The sequence below is a fragment of the Marinococcus luteus genome (genome assembly GCF_900106595.1).
In the GTDB taxonomy this organism is placed as follows: Bacteria; Bacillota; Bacilli; order Bacillales; family Marinococcaceae; genus Marinococcus; species Marinococcus luteus.
Genome location: NZ_FNNC01000001.1, coordinates 268536 through 285871, shown reverse-complemented (window position 1 = coordinate 285871; position 17336 = coordinate 268536). Strand labels below are relative to the sequence as shown.

At 36.4% G+C, this 17336-nt stretch carries 11 protein-coding genes; 6 read left to right on the top strand and 5 right to left on the bottom strand.

All coding sequences use genetic code 11. The annotated features are described in order from the left end of the window. Nucleotides 1–46: 46 nt before the first annotated feature. On the bottom strand, nucleotides 47–3187 hold the full coding sequence (locus BLV22_RS01350; RefSeq protein WP_176967584.1) for a UvrD-helicase domain-containing protein: 3141 nt from the start codon (nucleotides 3185–3187) through the stop codon (nucleotides 47–49). Further along, complete coding sequence (locus BLV22_RS01345) at nucleotides 3180–6077, bottom strand: PD-(D/E)XK nuclease family protein (protein WP_091610407.1); 2898 nt, start codon at nucleotides 6075–6077, stop codon at nucleotides 3180–3182. The genes BLV22_RS01350 and BLV22_RS01345 overlap by 8 nt, the downstream gene beginning before the upstream one ends. Before the next feature lie 1519 nt (nucleotides 6078–7596). Between BLV22_RS01345 and BLV22_RS01335 the strand changes: the two genes are divergently transcribed. From BLV22_RS01335 to BLV22_RS01310, 6 genes are all read left to right on the top strand, one after another. Then, the gene (locus tag BLV22_RS01335) at nucleotides 7597–8892 is read left to right on the top strand and encodes a hypothetical protein (protein WP_091610404.1); all 1296 of its coding nucleotides are present in this window, start codon (nucleotides 7597–7599) and stop codon (nucleotides 8890–8892) included. Between the two features lie 8 nt (nucleotides 8893–8900). Further along, a complete protein-coding gene (locus tag BLV22_RS01330; protein WP_091610402.1) occupies nucleotides 8901–9926 on the top strand; it encodes a hypothetical protein in 1026 nt (341 codons plus the stop codon). A gap of 794 nt (nucleotides 9927–10720) precedes the next feature. Beyond that, entirely contained in the window at nucleotides 10721–11869 is a 1149-nt protein-coding gene (gene dcm, locus BLV22_RS01325; RefSeq protein WP_091610400.1) for a DNA (cytosine-5-)-methyltransferase, read from the top strand. A gap of 124 nt (nucleotides 11870–11993) precedes the next feature. Then, nucleotides 11994–12656 carry an HhH-GPD family protein gene (locus BLV22_RS01320; protein ID WP_091610399.1) on the top strand — a complete coding sequence of 221 codons (663 nt, stop codon included), beginning with the start codon at nucleotides 11994–11996 and terminating at the stop codon, nucleotides 12654–12656. Continuing rightward, complete coding sequence (locus tag BLV22_RS01315) at nucleotides 12646–12885, top strand: hypothetical protein (protein ID WP_091610397.1); 240 nt, start codon at nucleotides 12646–12648, stop codon at nucleotides 12883–12885. Before BLV22_RS01320 ends, BLV22_RS01315 begins: the two co-directional genes overlap by 11 nt. A 57-nt stretch (nucleotides 12886–12942) precedes the next feature. Next, on the top strand, nucleotides 12943–14121 hold the full coding sequence (locus BLV22_RS01310; protein ID WP_091610395.1) for a type II restriction endonuclease: 1179 nt from the start codon (nucleotides 12943–12945) through the stop codon (nucleotides 14119–14121). 253 nt (nucleotides 14122–14374) lie between these two features. On the opposite strand, the gene BLV22_RS01305 is transcribed toward BLV22_RS01310, so the two are convergent. Genes BLV22_RS01305 through BLV22_RS01295 form a run of 3 tightly spaced genes read right to left on the bottom strand, consistent with a single transcriptional unit; the run spans nucleotide 14375 to nucleotide 17333 of the window. Next, on the bottom strand, nucleotides 14375–15262 hold the full coding sequence (locus BLV22_RS01305; RefSeq protein WP_091610393.1) for a PD-(D/E)XK motif protein: 888 nt from the start codon (nucleotides 15260–15262) through the stop codon (nucleotides 14375–14377). A 3-nt stretch (nucleotides 15263–15265) separates the two neighbouring features. Next, nucleotides 15266–16672, bottom strand: coding sequence for a DNA cytosine methyltransferase (locus tag BLV22_RS01300; RefSeq protein WP_091610391.1), 1407 nt, complete (start codon nucleotides 16670–16672; stop codon nucleotides 15266–15268). Continuing rightward, the gene (locus BLV22_RS01295; RefSeq protein ID WP_091610390.1) at nucleotides 16638–17333 is read right to left on the bottom strand and encodes a DUF6339 family protein; all 696 of its coding nucleotides are present in this window, start codon (nucleotides 17331–17333) and stop codon (nucleotides 16638–16640) included. Before BLV22_RS01295 ends, BLV22_RS01300 begins: the two co-directional genes overlap by 35 nt. Nucleotides 17334–17336: the final 3 nt, after the last annotated feature.

The following is a 17336-nucleotide window of genomic DNA, read 5'->3' as shown; positions in this document are numbered from 1 at the left end:
GTCATTGTATTGAGCATTCGATTTATGAAGTAAATGGTAAGCAGGATTATCTAGCAAAATAAATGTTCATTGAATGAACCTTCTCTCCGCTTAATAGCTCCCAAATAACTTTATACTGTTCAATTTGCTTTTGATAAAAACGCTCAAGCTTCTCTTTGTCTTCTTGGTATACATACAAATCTGTTTTATAGTCTACAATTTTCCATCCTTCTTCGGTTAAATACACTAAATCAATAAAGCCTTTCACTCTTTTTGCTTTTTTCTCTTCTCCAAACAAAGCAGTATAGCCTTCCTCTTCAGGGCTTAAATCAAAATAGAATGGCCATTCTGTGTAGACAGCTTGAGCATTTTTTACTTCCTGGTAGACATCGGAGGCTTTAAAACTATCTATGATCGAAAATGCCTTTTGAATTTGCTCCTCATCGAACTCGTACTGAAAAGCGAGATTCCGGATAAATCGATCTATAGCTTTTCCCTGCACTACCTTCTCTAAGACGCTGTGAATAAACGTACCCCACTCTGTGCCTCCGCCTTCTTCTCTTGCGATTGTTGGTATTGGCTGATCTTTATCACCTGTAGGAGACCACTCTTCTATTACCGAATGCTTAATTGCTTCATTTAGTTCACTTTCATAATTTCTGCTGATCTCAACAAGGTTTTTATCTACAAGGAGCGGTTCATCTATCTCCTTAGCAACAACCTCTTGATTTTCAAGCGCTGCGATTTCCATCTCCTCTAACAATGGCTGCCAATAATTATTAGTATTCTTGCCTGAGGATGAAATGACTACCATATTTTCTGCTCTTGTAGCTGCTACATACAAAAGACGTATCGCTTCTGCCTCTTGAAACTCGCCTTCTCCTGCTTTTGCATTTTCCCATTGGGGTGGCTGGGCAATAGGACGCTTCTGAAAACCATTAGTTTTTTGAAAAAGAATATAACCCTTAGTTAACTCGTTTTCTCTCTCGATATGAACATCGATTCTGTTTTTAGCATCCGATTTTCCTTTAGGATTAGCTAGAAACACTATAGGAGCTTCCAGTCCTTTAGCTTTATGCACATTCATTACGCGAACGGCATTTTCATGCATGTTTTGCTCTAAGGTTTTTTGTTTTTTTTCTATCCATACACGGTACCAGGAGGCTCCATCCGCCAGTGTGGAAAATGACTTCTGCATTAGTGTTTCTATCAGTAGATCATATCCCTGCAGCGATTCTTTTCCCCTTCCATTTAAGGCAAGATGTCTGACCAAATCTATGTCATTAATAATTGCTACCATTACTTCTGCAGCAGAATAACTTCGAGTATTCCGCTGATAATGACGTAGCTTCTCTAAAGCAGTATTTATCGTAGTATCTTCACCAAACGGAGACCCGCTATACGTTCGAAAACCTCCTCCAGCATGCTTCCACTCATAAAACTCGGCATCCGAAGCTGCAAAAAATACGCTTTTGAGCGCAGCCACTACAGCTAATTCGTTACTGCCATCCGCTACGGCTTCAAAAATAGAAGCAAGATCGTCAAATTCGGGGATTTCTTGATACGCTATTTCCCCACTCACGTTCACGGGTATATCATACTGTTCCAGAATACGTGCGTATTTAGTCAATGATTTATTGTTTCGTTGCAGCACCAACATATCTTCTGGCTCGTGTCCTTCACTAAGCATTTTTTGTATATGGGCGGCTATTTGTTCAGCGTCTCTATTTTCAACTACTTCGTTTTTTTGATCAGTAGCTACCTCATTTTTAAAAAAGCCTTCCCACTGATTTTCAGCATCACTTTTATCTGGAATTAACGGCTGGTATTCGGCCTGATATTTATGAGCTTCCACTGGTAGTTGGGATTTTAGCCAGCTGTTAAATGGATTAGTTACGGCTGGAATCGTTCGGAAATTTGTCGTTAGGGCCAATATTTTTCCACCAGTATTTTCAAGATGCTGTTTAACAGCTAAATACATATCAATATCTGCACGACGAAAACGATAAATAGATTGCTTCGGGTCCCCAACGATAAATAGCGAACCTTCCTTCGGCGCACATCTTTGCCACTCTTTACACGTTGGATCCTCCGCAGTCAGCAAAAACATGATTTCCGCCTGAATTGGATCCGTATCCTGGAATTCATCTACAAGCAGATAACGATACTTTTCCTGCAAGTCCTCACGCACATGAGTATGTGACTGGAGCAGCTTTTTAGCTTTTAACAAGAGGTCTTGATAGTTCAAGCAGCCTTTTTCATATTTAATCTGCTCATACTCTTTTAATCCCTCTTCCAAAAAAGCTAGAATATGTGAATGGTTATACTCGTACCTTTGTGTAAGCAGCGGATCAATTTCTTGATCAATGATGGCATCAAATTTTGATTTGAACGCTTTAGCTTCTTCGTTTGAGATCCAGTTTTTTTGTGTGACTTTGGTCGATTTCATAAAATATTCTAATGCAGATATTTTATCTGAATCGCTCTCTACGAATTTGCATTCTCGCAAAAACTCTACAATTATTTTTTCCAGGTCATCTGGCTTTCTTGCATCAAGAGTTATTTTACTTTGCGCTTCTGTACACAAATTAACCATCTGCTGCCAAAGTTCAGCGTCTATATCAGGTTTTGTCGTTTGCTCTTGAACCCACTGCACTTCAGGATAACGACTCAATAGTTTTAGATTTTGAAAAAGGTCACTCATTGAAACACCAATATCCTGAAGAATCTTATACTGCTCTGAAGACACTGCTTGCTGCTCTTCAATGTGGGAGACCCATGCTTCATATAAAAGCTCTTCATCTTCATCCTCTTCAATTTCTCGAAAAGCGATATCTACCCCGGCTTCAATGGGACGTTCTCGCAATAAACGAGCACAAAAGGCATGCACCGTGCCAATAAAACACTCATCAATTTTAAACAGCGCTTGCTGACATCTGTCTATTTGTTCTGGATCCGCTCCTGCCTCTTTCACTTTTTCCTCTAACGTTTGTCGAAAGCGAAACCGCAATTCATCAGCTGCTTTTTTCGTGAACGTGATGGCAGTTATTTGTGCTACTTCTGCTTTTCCATTCATAATCAGAGCCGCCATTCGACCAACCATGCTTGTTGTTTTTCCCGATCCTGCTCCCGCTTCTACCAACATGTTCATGTCCAGGTCTTCGGTGATTCGCTCCCGTGCTTTTTGATCGGCTATTGTATTACTCAACCTCTCTCGCCTCCCTGTACGCCCGAACTCCTGCGGCATTATCATCCTGACTTTTTTTCTTTAAGATATTTGCATCATAATGATCGCGTTTGCAGATAGTCGCATAATCACAAAAGTTACAGTCCTTAGGATCATCTGTCATCACGAAGTCTCCGTGCTTTACAATATTAAGCATCTGGTTGAGCACATTTTCGCCTTGTTCTTCATAGGTGCTGGTCACTTCATGTATTGCTGTTTCTCCGTACCCTCGATCAGTTGGGAAATAGTAGCCGCTCTCTACCACTATTTCTTCTGAGTCTATTAAGTTCTCCAAGGCCTTTGCATACAAATAATGCTGCAGCATGCGGCCACCTTTATACGGTTCTGATATAGAATATCGCCTTGGTTTCCCTGACTTGTAGTCTATTACGCGCAATCTCTGTTCGGACGCTTTTTCGATGCGATCGATTTTTCCTCTTAATTGAAAAGCCGTTCCGTCCAAAAGAGGAATCTTCGCAAAATTATCTTCATTTATTCCGAAGCTGTATTCCACCGCCTCCACTCTAGTACTTACATTCTCCTGCTCATTTTGATAGAAGATGTAACAGGCACGTAGTATGGTTTGCTTAGTGCGTTCAAAAACATGCTCACTTGGCGGTGGATTTTCGATTTTCCATTCTTCGACTCTTTCTTCTGCCAACTGTGAAAACTCTTCCCAGGATAAGTTAGACTGCTTCTTAAACGATTTATTTACAAAGGTCTCGTACAATTCGTGCAGAAGTGTCCCTCGTTCCGCTTCGTCCAGCCAAACGGATGGATCAAAATCCCGTACTTCTTTTTTATTCACCTTTAACACACTGTTTAAGAAATATGCGTAAGAGCACTTGCCGAGCAGTTCTAGTTTTCCAGCACTCATGGCAAGCTCATTATTTGCCCTTGGATCATACGCATCTTCTTGAAGTGGTACGTTCCCGTCATGCTCTGTTAGTATTTCTCGCTCTCGGGCCTGACGTTGTTCTTGTTTAGCTGTTTCTGACGGATATAATTCATGGGCATCTTCACCAATTTGAACATGTTGCTGATCTTTGAGTGCCTTTCTCCATAGGTTTTCTTCTACAGTGGTATTTTCCGATGTTTGTTCCAAAACTGGCAGATTGTTTTCCATCTCTTTTAGTGAAGCGTTTTTTAATTGATATACGTTTCGGAAAGCTTGGAGAAAAAAGCTAGATGGAAAGACAGAGCGATTTGCTATCGTATCAAAGGTCGTATAACTCATACCTACATTTTTTCCCTGCTGCTGTAGAAGAAGCTGCGTAATCCAAAAGGTTTTTTCAGTCATTTTTTCTTTTGAAGTAGGCAGGCTATCACCCAAGGCTTCCCGTTCTTTGTCTAACAGCAGTGGATCTTCTTTTACCTGGCCCGGCACAGATGATTGATCCATCCCAAAGAAATGCACGTTGTTTCTTTGCACGAACAGCCCTTTGGAAAAAGGGGCTAAATGCAGGTAGCCGGCCTTAGGTCCTGAAGCTAATACTTTTAGAGAAACCAACGACTCCACGAGTTCGTTTAACAATTTCTTTGAAGTGGCTACTTCTTTGTTAAATTCACTCGTTTGCTGCAAATATTCGATGATCTTCTGTTTAGAAACTTCATCGAATGCGCTATATGCTTTACTGTTTTTATTGATTAATTGAATAATGCTTTGGATAAACTCTTGTTGTCCTATTTCTATACCTTCTTCAGGTATATACTTAAAAAAAGATCGAATAAAACGCTTTGCCTTTCTGGCTTGTTTGATTTCTCTCTCGTCTTCTAAACTATTTATAAAATCATTTAATTTTTTCTCATACTGTTGCTTTCCCCAACGGATGTCAGCTTTTTCTAATAAAGCAGCAATTTTGTTTGGGTGTTTAATGTCGATGATTCCCTCACGCAACATTGAACATACCTCACTGGCGCTATATTGACTGTTGAGCCAATGGCTGATTCCCTGGATCAACTGTCCAGACGTACTTTTTATTGCAGAAAATCCATTGGCGCTTGTATAGGGGACATTTTTGGCATCTAAGAATTGGGCCAAGTGGTTTTCATAAGCTTCGTTCTCAGGAAAGAGCCATAACGTTTGTTCAGCAGTAGTAGTATTTTGATGGATTTGCTGAAAGGCTTCTTTTATTTCTACTTCCTTCGTCACGCTTCGGTACAACTGCATATTCATAGCAGGAGAACTATCTCCCCAAAAGTCTTTCCATTCGTTATTATTGTTCCATTCTGCATGTTCGTTTAATAATTTTGGGCGGTCTACAGCAGCGGCTTCATATAAAGGTAATTCTTTTACGCCCTCCACTTTTAGGTGTTTTATAAAACAGGTTTCTAGAAAACTACATGTTTTAGTCGGCGAGATGTAGTATGTATGGTTATTATCTAATCCATTCTTTTCTATAGCTTCGATGGCTTCTGAATACACTCTCGCTTCTTCAAACCAGTGGTTTTTTGCTAACTTTTTTTCATAATCCTCAAGAAGTATACGAAGATCCTCAGCCTTTTCATCCGAAACAAAATCCTCACTTGGAAAATTTGCACTGTTCCACCCGTCTAGCCGTAATTCACTAACTACTTGGTGCATTGCTTTGACGAACCCATTAGAAATGTTAATATTTTTAAAATACTGAAATCTATTATTAGAATTTGTATCCATTATAAGAGACTCAATCAAAGCACCAGTATTTGCTGAGTTAAGTAAAGAAAAAGGATCATGTTTTGTTTCCAGCAGAATCTCATAAGCGATATCTAAGGTTGTTTTTACCTCAATTGAACTTCCAATTCGAGAATTTTCTTTTAAGTACGCCAGAATTGCCTCTGCTTCTAAATATATTGAAACAATTAATACCGAACTAGTTGAATATAAAGACATAAAAAAGACCGCCTTCCTCTAAATGGGAATTGTTAAGGTCTACTTTACTGCATTTGAGTAAGTTTGTATTAGTTTAATTAAAATAAATGTATAATTTATCAAAATTCAAATTCTACAGAGGTTTCCGGTTATACAAAACTATCGGCGATTCCGTTGTTTGTTTTTCGCCTTTTATAAATATAAACTATTTCAAGTGTTTGTTACATAATTTAATCAAGCTTATTGAGCATAGATTTCACAAGTGTTGAAAGAAAATCATAAAATTTTAGGCCGGTTTCCTTCTTCCGTTACGAAGAACTCCCGCACACCATATAGACCACCTACAAATTTCTCGGAGAAAGGTGGAAAATCCAAGTGCCGTGCTGCTTGGTTGTTTGGGTCCAGTAGTAGGCTGGAAGGCGAAGCAATTCTTTGATAAAATGGGTAACCAAGTGGCTTCTTCCTTTCTCGGTGTTCAAGTCCAATACCAAGATAAAGGAAGAGCCGCTTTTTTCATAGACATAGTTTGTCAAGCCCGATTTGCGTTGAAGAACCATAAAGTAGCTTATTCATCGAGTATTTGGAAATCAATAACAAACATGAAAATCACGTAACGATAAACATCTTTAAGCTTTGTACGATTTCATCCAATTGTTCAACCGATACACAGCTTTGAAAGCAACACATACATTAGAATATCTTATACATGAAATTTACAGCCGAAATTAACGAGTATTCAAGAAGTTTGATACTGAGTATATACGACGTGAATATTTTCGCTAATTCCGACTAGTCAGCAAGGTTTTTCAGTAGTACTTCTTTTGAGACTTTTGAATGTCGTAAACGATATAGAAGGCTGTTTTGACCACGATAATTCTTTCGAAAAACAATAGAAGTATTGCATTCAGATAAATACAAGCATAGTATTTCGCGAGAAATCGATGTTGCAAGACTTATCCCTGACTTGCTTCCTATTGGAAATCGTCAGTGAGATGTTGTGAAGATACCTCACCTTTGTTTTAGACTTCGCCGTTTTTCAAAGTTCTCACGTTTTTTTATATGTATGATTACAAACATTTTTAAAGCTTAATTAATACGTTTGTAGTGAACTACCATTCTTTAGTGAAAGTAGCCATTTCGATATTGAGGAATTACAAGTGATAGTTACCTCCAAATCTGCTTTTTAAAGATATTCAAGTCTGCCGTTGCGGCAGTTTACGGAATCTATATTAGTATCAATTTATTTTTCCCAGTTCAAAAAGGAAATCTACTCAATTTTAAATAGTTGGTTAATAATTAATCCAGGTAAGATTAAGAGGTCTCGTTACGTCTTTATATTTGCTAGAGCATTAGCAATATCTGTAGTAAAATCATTCATAGAAAAGTCCTTTTTTCTATGAAGGTAATTAACTATCTTCAATCTAATAGAAAGGGCTAATAGAAAGAGGTTTCTTTTTTAATGTAATAGTCCACAAGAAATATTTAGTACCTCATATGTGTCTCAATAATTTGATTTTTGAACAAAGAAAGAGTGATGATAATGGCACTTAGTCAACAATTAGACTTATTTAAAAATGCTACTCCTAATGATATATTACCGACTAACCAGACTACTAAGAATTCACCAGTGCATCGGTGGTTTAATTTTGTGGCAGGCTTTTCCCCCGAGTTTGTCGAAATGTGTATAACAGATTCTAATCTAAGTAAAAATTCTACCCTTTTGGACCCCTTTGGGGGATGTGGCACTTCACTAGTTGAATCTAACTTTCATGGTATCAATTCCGTTGGTTTTGAAGCCCACCTCTTTCTAGCAAAGATAAGTGATGCAAAAATTTCAATTGAAATTAAATTAGAAGTGATTAATGAAATATATAATGAAATGAAAGAAATTGACGATAGTAAATATGTGTTAGACAACGATTATAGTAATTCTGCAAAAATTTATCTTCTAAAACTTATACCAGAATATTCTTTAAATAAACTAGCACTAGCAAGAAAATTAGTAGATTCATATACAGGTAATAAGCACAAGATAGCTCACCTTGTTCTATCTAAAATGTTGGATTTATGCTCTCATTCAAAAACGGATGGTATATATAAAGCTCCTACTTCTAAAAAGAATGCACTAGAATATTATGATTCACTTAACAGCATCTATAACTTAATATATGATGACCTAAACTTTATTAAAGAAAAAACCCCGAAAAACAAAGCGAAAATTATAAAAAATTCTTCTGAAGACATGTCTTTTCTAAGAGATAACAGTTGTGATCTATTAGTAACTTCTCCGCCCTATATTAATAATTTTGATTTTGGTGAAATGACTAGAATGTATTTATATTTTTGGCTGTACGCATCTAGTTGGGGGGAAATTACCGACAAAGTAAGAACTAAATTAGTTACTAATACTACAACTGCTCTTAAAGGGCATAAAGAGAAGATCCCTGTCTATAGATCAACAACGCCTATCTCAGTTCATAAACAACTTGATTTACTAGAAAGAATACTAAAAGAGAAAGCTAAAACTAAACCTAGTAAAAAACCATATCATAACTTGATTTATCCTTACTTTTCTCAAATGAGTAAAATATTTAATGAGTCTCACAGAGTTTTAAAAAATAACTCAAAGATAAATATAATTATTTCAGATGCTGCTTTATACGGTATTCACATTAAAGCTCATGATATTCTTGCAAGTATATTGGCGGAAATTGGATATGACAATATTGAAGTGATAAAGCTTCGTGATAGGGGAGCAAGGTGGATACTAGAAAAACGTGAAGGGGCTAAAGAAGGGTTAGGGGAATATTTAATTCAAGCAAAAGTTAAGAAATGAGGAACTATATGAACAGTAAATTAGAAAAAACCATATATAACATCGGAAAAAAAAAGATAAAAGAAATAACTAAAATTTATTTAGAATTAGTAAAAGATACATCTAACTTTCACTATGTGGAACTTAAAAACCTTGATAATGTCGATAAAATTTCAATAATGATAGGAGGCATTAGAAGTTTAAAAAACCCTCTTACAGCAACTCCTGAAGAAGTTTTACGAGAATATGAGCAAAAAATTGCCTTGAAGTTTGATATAGAAAATAGTATAACTGTCGGTGTTTATAGAAAATTAGAAGACACATTAAATAATTACTACAACGAGGTAGAAATCCATACTAACAACTTTACAGAATTTGATGCTGAATTTATTTACGAGAATCCTTATTACTTACCCCTATATCAACATATCGGTGGTATTCTAAGTAAATCAAAATTAAAAAATCAAGTAGGAACTGTTAGTGATACTAATATATCTAAACCCGCTTCTATGCGTTTAGCTGATTATTTAAATGAAGTAGTAGATTCATCAAGTATTGAAAGAACTACTATCTTAGGTAAATTAGGAAGTACTTTAGAAGGTATTGTTAGAGATTTAGTTGGTAGAATTATGTTAGAAACAATAGTTGCAAATGCTTTAGAAGAAGAGGGAGTGAATTTTCAAAGGGAAGAAGAATACAATAACATAGAGGGAGTAGTCTATAATTTCAGAGCAGACTTTGTCTTACCGAATTCAACTTCACCTAAAGTATTTATTGAAGTTAGAAAGTCATCTAGTAGACATGCTTCTTTATATGCTAAAGATAAAATGTTTTCAGCTATAAATTGGAAAGGCAAAAACAAAGATATGCTTGCCGTTATTGTTGTTGATGGAGAATGGACTAATGCTACTCTAGATGTTATGACTAATGTTTTTGATTATGTAATCCCTATTAATCAAGCTCCAAAATTAGCACAAATAATCTCCGCCTATTTAAATGGTGATAAATCTAAACTGAAATGGATAATTGATTTTAACATAAGAGCAAATTCATAAATATACAAAAAGTATTGTCCTCTAGACTTTCTTGTACAACACTTTTACTAATAATCAATAAAAATTGTTCTTCAATCTATAATTTTTATACACTTTAAATCTAGATTTAAAAACTTCATTTCCAACTATATAAATTTTATTACATGGCTGCGCGAAAATTTATAAGTTTTATATACGTGCCTTTGGGAGCTGCCAAACGCTTGTAAAAAAACACTTTTGTTTATGATTGGTTTCTAAATACGTATTCTTTCTAAAAGACTTGTCCCTAAACTATCAAATGAAGAACCTCGAAGGGTAACTAAAATCTTTATCGAATCTAGCGATTAGTCAGCACTTCCCTTTCTAGAACTTCTTCTCTCCAAAGCCAAAATCACCTTAAAGTGGTTTTAGATTGTAGACAAAGGCCTCCGAAAATAAAAATCGGAGGCCTTTGCTTATAGTCAAATGTATTTTTTATATTAATATTTTAAATTTAATTTTGAATTTATTTTCAAAATTATAAGTTTTCTTTTATTGAAAAAACTTTTTCGGAACAACTATTAAGACATTCTCTTCTATAGGATCCAAAGTTTTCATATGACTTATTTTGTTTCTTATTTTTACTAATTTACATAACTTCTTTTTTATGTCATCTTCAAAAAGATTTTTATTTAATTTAAATGATAATTGAATACAATTTTCACTACGATAAATTCTAGTAAGTATAGTTTTCCGCTTTATCAAATACGTTGTACTTGTATGTCTAGGGTTTTTGGGTTAAGTTAGGTATATAAAAATGCCTGGAGGAACGAAGAATGCCAAATAAAGACGATAAACAGATACATATCAAACTCGACGAACAGTTACATTCCAAATTAAAACAGACCTCTCAAAAAAACGGTCTGTCCATACAGGATTTCGTGAAAAAGACCCTGAACGATGAACTGACCTATCAGATGAAACTGCCCTTGGAGGAATCCAAGTTCACCTTCATTGATCTATTTGCCGGCATCGGGGGTATGCGTCTGGCTTTTGAAGCTGCTGGCGGCAAATGTTTGTTTTCTTCCGAAATCGATAAGTTCTGCAAAAAAACGTATTTTGAAAATTTCGGAGAGATCCCGGAAGGAGATATCACGCAGATCCCGGTGGACGATATTCCCGACCATGATATGCTCGTTGGCGGTTTCCCCTGCCAGCCCTTCTCCATCGCCGGGGTTTCCAAAAAACGAAGTCTGGGCAAAGAAGATGGCTTTCTGGATCAAACGCAGGGAACCTTATTTTTTGATATTGCCCGGATCATCAAGCACAAACGCCCAAAGGCCTTCTTACTGGAAAACGTGAAAAATCTACGCAGCCATGATAAAGGAAAAACCTTCCGGGTGATATGCGACACCCTTCAGGAAATGGGCTACTCCGTTTCCTCCCGGATCATGGATGGCCAGCATTTTGTCCCACAGCACCGGGAGCGGATATTTATCGCCGGCGTGCATGAATCATTGAACGTCAATAATCCGCTGGATGAACTGGAATTACCAGAACCCAGTGCAAAAGTAAAAGATATTCTAGAGAAAAATGTAAATCCAAAATATACACTCTCGGATAAACTATGGGATTATCTGCAGGCGTATTCTGCCAAACACAAAGCAAAAGGCAACGGTTTTGGTTTTGGAAAAGTAGACTTGAACGGAGTCACCAGAACATTAAGTGCGCGTTATCATAAAGATGGGTCGGAAATTCTTATTCCTCAGCGGAATAAAAACCCCCGGCGGCTAACGCCACGGGAATGCGCAAGACTGCAGGGCTTTCCGGACACGTTTTCCATCCCAGTATCTGACACCCAGGCCTATCGACAATTTGGCAATTCGGTTACTGTTCCCCTTGTGAGTGCCGTAGCTCAGGAGTTTATAACCAAACTTGAACAGGTAGAACAGGACAATTCCAGCGTTCACTTACAACATGGATAAGATAAAAGCGCCAAAAAGGAAAGATATCTATATAAGTGATAGAACATCTAGCGACGGAATATTCCCTGCCGTTGTGAAAGAAACGGCCCCCTTACCGACCATTATTTTGAAAGAAGGATGACAGATGCAACCGACCGAATGGAATGCTCCTTCCGAACCCCAATTGACCTCGTTTCGATCGCTGTTAATTGAATGGGGAGAGAAGCACTTTGCCCCCTTTCCCTGGAGGTATACAGCTAACGCCTGGCACGCCCTGGTAGCTGAAATGATGCTTCAGCGCACAAATGCCAATCAGGTCGAACAAGCATATAATGATTTCGTTCAAAAATATCCCTCTCCCGGTGACTACCTTCAGGATGAACAGGCCAGGGTATTTCATACCCTCGGTCTCACCTGGAGGGAAAATGTGCTGAGAGACCTAGCCGCCCAGCTTATGGAAAAAGGCATACCGGAAGAAAGAAAAGAACTATTGCAGTTACGGGGTGTTGGAGCCTACATTGCAGCAGCGTATCGCTCTCTGCATCTGGGTTATCGGGATGTCATTATTGATAGTAATGTTGTTCGTCTGTATGGAAGGGTATTTGGTTTTGCTACCGATGCCGAAACCCGGAGAAAAAAATGGTTTATTGATCTGGCCGACCACCTTACACCCAATACGGACTATCAGACGTTTAATTATGCCCTGTTGGACTTCACCAGAGCCATTTGTACCCCCAGGCCCAATTGCACCAGCTGTCCCTTAACTACTATCTGTATCTATTACCAGGAGCAAAAACATGACACGTGATACTTCGCTGGAATATATTCACCAATCGTTGATTGAACTGGTACGAGAAACGAGTAGCCGTAAAGATTTCTATGCTGACAAAGCCGAGATTGCCCGAGCATTTTTCCTCAAAGACCAGGAAAAAATTCATGTCCAGTTCTATGAAAATCATCAAGTAACTTCGATAAAATATGATGATCTAGACGAAGCCGCGATAGCGATCTTTATTCAAATACAAAACACAACTTAAACCTACCCACGAAAAGGTATTGAACAAATCATACGATGACGGGGAGCACGATTATTGATGGAGCATAATTTGGAAAACCTGGTTAACGCCATTGAAGCGGCTAGAAAAAGCGGTCGCTTTTTTTGCAAATTTTTATCGCCCAATGATACTGGTAGCAATGGTTCTCATCAGGACGGAATCTATCTCAGTATGGATGCATGGAATATTTTTTTCAACGAACGTCCTGTCCTTGAAACGGGGATAGAAGAGCGCCTTGTTAAAATTGACCTACATAATGGGAAATCATTTGATAGTAGGGTCGTATATTATACATCGAAGAAAGAATTTCGTATTACTCGCTTTTGGTCCAACGGTACTTTTCAGCGCGAAGAACGTGATGATCTAGTTGGAGCTCTTATTGTTTTTATTCCTTTATCAAAAAGAAACAACGAAGATTATAAAGTATATATTTTTAATACTGAAGAAGAAATCGAGGAATTTACTCAGACTTTTTCACTGTCATTCACGCGGAATTATTCGGTTTATCAAGAGTATGGTTACATTACGGAAACACAAACATTTGAAGATAAAGTGTTGGAGTTGGTAGCGGGTTATGATGCCTTCCCGGACACATCTATTATGGCTCATATTTCCAGAAAAGCTTTTATGGAATATTATAATAAAACCTCGATTGATTACGATAAAGATTTAATTAATTGGATCGACACAGAATATACCGTATTTAGGCTGATCGAGCGAGAAGTTTATAAAGATAAACTTATTGAACCTTTTTATGACCTACAGTCATTGTTAGACTTTGCGAATAGTGCGCTGAATAGAAGAAAAAGCCGCGCAGGTAGGAGTCTAGAACATCATGTAAATCATATTTTCACTCAACAAAATATTCCATTTGCTAATCCCGGACAAACGGAAGGAAGAAAAAAACCTGATTTTCTCCTCCCTTCCACCGAAGCATATCAAAATTTAGCATTCCCACCAGAAAATTTGATTCTTTTAGGGGCCAAAACAACATGTAAAGACCGATGGAGACAGGTGTTGAGTGAAGGAGAACGTGTACCACAGAAACATTTACTTACTTTGCAGCAAGGAATATCTGAAAATCAATTAGAAGAAATGGAAAATGCTCACTTACAGCTGGTAGTCCCAAAACCCTACCATAATCAATACCCCAGGGCCTACAGACAGAAATTGTGGTCTATACATGACTTTTTAAAGTACGTGAACGAAAAATATTAATTACCTTTTTACATAATAAAATCAATATGAAAATCTTCGAATTTGAATTTAGCTTAAACAAGTTATATTTTTAAAACGATGACTCAATAGATGCGTATATTGATTTTCTAATACTAACAAGCTTTTTGTAGGTTTATTTGCCAATTGAAAAAATTTAATAGCCTATAAAAGATTACTTTGAGAGTGAGAATGCCTCTCTCCAATAGTGCTTGCTATTTAGATTTATCAAAAAGTATGGATTTAATGTTTTCACTTATTGTATTTTTTTATATTCTTTTCCTTTTAAATTAATATCAAAAGAAACTTTCCCAATAGAGGGATCATTGAAGCTTTGTAAAAAATTTAATAATTCCTTTCCTGGGAACTTGTCATCTACAATATATTTTCTAATTTCTAAAGTTTTGTATTTATGATTGCGCGAGGAAGAACCTTCAGTTATACCAACTTCGTTTAATTCTTTATTTAAAAAGGTCCTATCCCACCCTAGATTCGTTAAGTCTTCTACAAGATCTTCCACTGATTGCCCACTGTTTGATTTCTCATATCTGCATAATATAAGGTTATCTAAATCTTTTAATTGGAATTGGCTGTTTATTGTTACTTCTTCTTTATATTTTACCGAAGTAGATTTAATTTCGTATGTTTCTTTTTCCGTTTCAACATCATGAGTGGCATAATCACTTGGCTTCCATTTCACTTTTTCACCTTTTAAATGAAGATATTTAACTACTAGCATTTCCGCTATTATACTATAGGTTTTTTTGTTTCTTACTGTATTTCCTAAAAGCTCTTTCCATCTCTCCCACCAATCTAAAGGATCCTTTAACAATGTAGATCTTTTAGTATTATTTGAACCTTGGTCAGCAAAATTAGCACAAATCAATGAAAACTCGTTTCGTAAATGATATTTATTAGAAGCCAATATCAAATACTTTTTCTCCTCGTCCCCAAAATTTATTTGATTTGAATAAAACTGTACATTAGCGAAACTTTCGTTTATTTTTTTTCCGAAATACGGTATGGCTACTCCATATAATTCATTTTCGAATATAAAAACCACACAATTGTATTCTTCAATAAATGAAGCTCGACCTTTTTGCAAATTGGCAAAACTTCGCTCAATCTCTTGTCTCAAATCCATGAATTATTTCCTCATTTCTGAAACCTTACTATCAATTTCTGTTTGAAATTCAAAGTCGCAAATACTTGAAGCTAAAGCTTTGGCAAGTAAAGGAGGTACAGCATTTCCTATTTGTTTGTATGCTTCACTCATCCCACATTGAAATATAAAATCATCCGGAAAAGATTGGAGTCTTGCTGCTTCTCTGACTGAAATTCCTCTTGACTCCCACGGATGAATATGACTGTATGTATCAGTTGATAAATGAGCAGTAAGCGTGTGCGACGTTAAGTCCGGGTGTAATTTCGTCCATTTTCCAAAGAATTTATCACGACTGTATGGAGGTACAAATTTCTTTTTTTCTTCCTCATATAATTTGTAATGCTTTGAGGGATTGATTTCATAACGCTCACAGTGTTTTTCAAAAATATCTTCAGCTATTTCATGAGCTTTTAAATAATTGTCACCAGGCTCCATGCGTTCAAATATAGGGAAATCTCTTAGTGTTTTTCGATAACCATGGCCGGTAACTACCGAATCTGACACCGATTTTTTTCTTCTCATTAATCTTTGAAAACTGTTTTCTGGCTCCGATATGTACGGAAGATTTACATTCAACGGATAATAACGATAATTCGATTTTGAACTTTTATGCAATGAAGGCAAATCTGATAAAGCTTCTCTAGTACTCACCCACTCATTAATTGGCTTACGCGGCTCTTTGGGTTCTAAGAAGAATGGAAGGTTTTTGAATTTATTTATTCTTTTTTTTCCTTGAGTTATTTTGTTGTTTATTGCTTTATGTGTAGGAGCAGGCAAAATATTAACTCCAACCTCTTTATTTTTCGATGCAACCATAAAAACTCTCTCTCTTGTCTGAGGAACTCCAAAATCTGCAGCGTTTAAGATTGTCCATCCTGCTGAATAACTATTACTTTTGAGTATTTCGCAGGCAATTTCAGGTATGTTTTTCCCCCCATAATTTGTTGCTTCTAATACATTCTCCATAACTACCCAATCAGCATTTAACTCGATTGCAAAGTTAATAAAGTCTTGATAAAGCATGCCTCTGCCATCTTTAGTATGTATTCGATCCTCTCCCAGCGAACGTAATTTAGCTATCCCCGCTCTAGAATATGCCTGGCAAGGAGGTCCTCCTATTACCATAAGAGGCCTACTATAATCTATAGTTTGCTTTATTTCTTTAATATTTACATTCCGTATATCTTTGCAAAAATGTTCCCTATCTACTCCTTCTTTCCAATGAAGATTATAAGAAGCGGTAATTGCCGCTTCTGTATCCAGTTCTATTCCACTGACTATTTCACATCCTGCTTCTTTAAAACCATAAGAAAGGCCACCACATCCAGAAAATAAATCTACGACTTGAATACTTTTATAACTTAAAGAACTTAAATAATTCTCTAACATAAGCTACTTCCCCTCCTGGATGCAAGCCCGGTTCCATTGTTTCGACTTTTGCTGTATTTAATCTCATTACTTTTCTGAAAATAAAAGGGTCTCTAGATTTAAATTTTTTAACATTTGAACCATAATATTTCATCAATTCTCTAGCGAATTCTGGTCTGTAGCCTTCTGGACCTGCTCTTTCAACTAATTGTGCGATATCATCTGTGTTATTGCCTTTTAAAATTTTTCTAGTTTCTTCCTCAGTTCCCTGCCAGGATAAATGTACATACCACCACATTACTTTCAAGGATAGTCTACTAGAATTCTTCCAATATCTACTTTCATTAAATCCAAAACGGTAGTAAATAACATCTGGAATAATATAAATAGACATGTATCTCCAAATATCATTATCGCCTGCTTCTCTTTGAGTAAAACTTTTATAAGAGTTAAGAATTTTATATAAACTTAAACCAAACTCTAAATCAAATTGATATCTGAATTTATTATTTAATTCTTCCTTTTCTATATTAAGCTCAGATAATATTAAATTGAAGCTTGATAATAGTTTATTTCTAAGTTTTTCTTCCTCTTCACTGGCTGGTTCTCCTTTTGGTGCGCTATTTTTCCATTGATTAAAAATTAATTCAGCATCTTGCTTATTCAATTTATTCCATTTCAAAAC